This is a genomic window from Bacillota bacterium (assembly GCA_013314855.1).
Classification (GTDB): Bacteria; Bacillota; Clostridia; order Acetivibrionales; family DUMC01; genus Ch48.
On record JABUEW010000234.1, the window covers coordinates 1 to 3030 of the forward strand.

A 3030-nucleotide genomic window follows, 5' to 3' on the forward strand; every position below is an offset into this window, starting at 1 on the left:
ACCCTCTAGTTAATTCCTATCTCTACGCGGACTTCTATATCCGCTAGCTTATCCTTATCTCAAGGCTTTGTCCTTGCTCTTCTTTTTTCGCTCTCGCTTCGTTTTCTCAATTCAAAGAGCCCTCTTTTATACACTGTTCACTTTTCAATGTCCATATCCGCATTATTGTAAGCTGCTCTCTTTCCTTAAAAGAGGAGCTTATATATAGTATCACGCAATTAAGTTTTTGTCAACAGCTTTTATAAGCTATTTTCAAGGTTATTATCGGATATTTCCTGATTGTTTCTTAAAATCATGTTTTCTTGAAAACAGCTTTTATAATATAGCATTTTAGCCGGTAAAATATCAACTTTAACATAATACCTTTTTTCCGTATATAAATAATTTAACTGTTAAAACCTTAAGAATTCTTTATATATCTAGTTCACAAAACATTAAACTCCTTTTTCATTTCACGTCTTTAATCTGACTCCACCCTGGCAAGACTTACAACCTTGCTTCCATTCTCAACTTTCATAAGTGTTACTCCTTGTGTAACCCTACCTAAAATACTAATTTCTTGTACATTAAGTCTTATTATTGTCCCATCGGCACTTATAAGCATAACATCGTCGTTATCATTGACAAGGCGCATTCCTGCAATTTTACCCGTTTTTTCAGTAATTTTATAGGTGAAAACTCCTTTTCCGCCTCTTGATTGAACCCGGTACTCACTAATGTCGGTCCTCTTCCCAAATCCCTTTTCGGTGACTACAAGTAAATACACGTCTTCTTCTGAAGATAAGGATACAGCCATTCCTACCACATAGTCATTTTCGTCAAGGGTTATTCCCTTCACTCCCTGTGTCACTCTCCCAGTAGGCCTTACTTCCGATTCATTAAACCTGATGGCCATACCATTGTATGTTACAAGGATTATATCCTTTGTGCCGTCGGTAAGCTTGACTTCAATTAGTTCATCATTTCCTTTAAGGCTTACGGCTACAAGTCCTCCTCTCCTTATATTATCATATTCCATAATGTCTGTCTTTTTAATTAGTCCTTCTTTTGTAGCCATAAAAAGATACTGTCCTTCTTTATATTCAGATACAGGTATAACAGCAGTTATTTTTTCATTCTGATCTATTTCCAGAAGATTAACTATAGCTGTTCCTCTTGCCTGGCGTCCTGCTTCAGGTATTTGATAAGCCTTTAGTCTGTATACCTTGCCTTTATTTGTAAAAAACAGTATATAGTCGTGGGTAGAGGTTATAAACAACTCTTCAACAAAGTCCTCCTCCCTGGTAGTGATACCATGTATCCCTTTACCTCCTCTCCTCTGGCTCCTGTAAGTATCAGCAGGCATTCTTTTAATATAGCCAAAATGAGTAAGGGTTATAGCGCTTTCTTCCTCTTGGATTAAATCTTCCTCGTCTATTTCCTCCTCGTCTAAAGTAATAGCTGTCCTTCTCTCATCTGCATACTTCTCCTTAATTACAGAAAGTTCTTCTTTTATTATATTATGCACAAGATGCTCATTTGCAAGCACATCCCTGTAGTATTTTATTTTTTCCAGCAGTTCTTGATATTGAGATTCCAATTTCTCCCTTTCCATGGTAGTAAGCCTTCCAAGCCTCATATCAACTATTGCCTGCGCTTGTCTATCACTTAAATTAAAAGCCTCTATCAGTCTTTCTTTTGCTGTCGGTTCATTAGGGGACGTTCTAATTATTCGTATTACTTCATTAAGGTTATCAATTGCAATTTTTAATCCTTCTAATATATGGGCGCTTGCTTCGGCCTTTTCAAGGTCAAAAGCAGTTCTTCTCCTCACAACTTCAATCTGATGTTGTATATAATAATCAAGGACCTCTCTCAAGTTAAGTACCTGCGGCTCATACTTGCCGTCCTGGGTTTGTATCAGGGCAAGCATATTAACATTAAATGCATCCTGCATCTGGGTGTTTTTATAAAGTTGATTTAAAACTATGTTAGCATTAGCTTCCCTTTTTAATTCAATAACAATCCTCACAGGATCATTTCTATCAGATTCATCCCTCAACTCGGAAATGCCTTCTATTCTTTTTTCTTTTACCAATTCGGCAATTTTTTCTATAAGTTTTGCTTTATTTACCTGGTAAGGCAATTCGGAAACAATTATCCGTTGCCTCAAACTTCCAAATTGCTCAATATCAACTTTGGCCCTTACTATAATCTTGCCTCTGCCTGTCCTGTAGGCATCCCTAATACCCTGCTTGCCCATAATAATTCCGCCTGTTGGAAAATCAGGTCCTTTTATTATTTTATTAAGTTCATCTATTGTTATTTCAGGATTATCAATTACAGCTATAATGCCGTCAATAACTTCACCCAAATTATGGGGAGGTATATTTGTGGCCATTCCAACCGCTATCCCGGACGAGCCGTTTACAAGGAGGTTCGGAAACCGGGAAGGCAGGACAGTAGGTTCCATTTCGTGTTCATCAAAGTTGGGCTTGAAATCAACCGTGTCCTTATTAATGTCTGCAAGCATTTCCATAGAAATCTTAGATAGCCTGGCTTCAGTATACCTCATTGCTGCCGGGGCATCCCCGTCTCTTGAACCAAAATTGCCATGCCCGTCAATCAAAGTGTATCTCAAAGAAAAGTCCTGAGCCATCCTAACCAAACTTTCATAAACTGCAGCATCCCCATGAGGGTGAAACTTACCTAACACTTCACCTACGGTTGAAGCACATTTTCTGTGAGGTTTATCCGGTGTAAATCCCAGTAGGTACATGGAATATAATATCCTCCTGTGGACAGGTTTTAGACCGTCCCTTACATCCGGCAATGCTCTGTCTGCTATAACGCTCATTGCATAATCTATAAAGCTTTTTTTCATCTCGGCCTCAATATCAACGGGTATTATCTTTTGTTGGTTTCTACCTTCTTCCTTTGCCATTCTCATTTACTTCCTTTCTGTCTACTACTCTTCTTAAAAAATAAATTTTTCCTACGGTAATATTTTATTCGAATTTGAGCTTTCTGTCTACATTTTGCCTTTTTATA

The 3030-nt window shown here is 37.7% G+C and carries 1 protein-coding gene; it reads right to left on the minus strand.

Annotation, left to right across the window (positions count from 1 at the left end; all coding sequences use genetic code 11):
- Positions 1-460: 460 nt before the first annotated feature.
- Entirely contained in the window at positions 461-2923 is a 2463-nt protein-coding gene (gene gyrA / locus HPY74_20615; protein NSW93010.1) for a DNA gyrase subunit A, read from the minus strand.
- Positions 2924-3030: the final 107 nt, after the last annotated feature.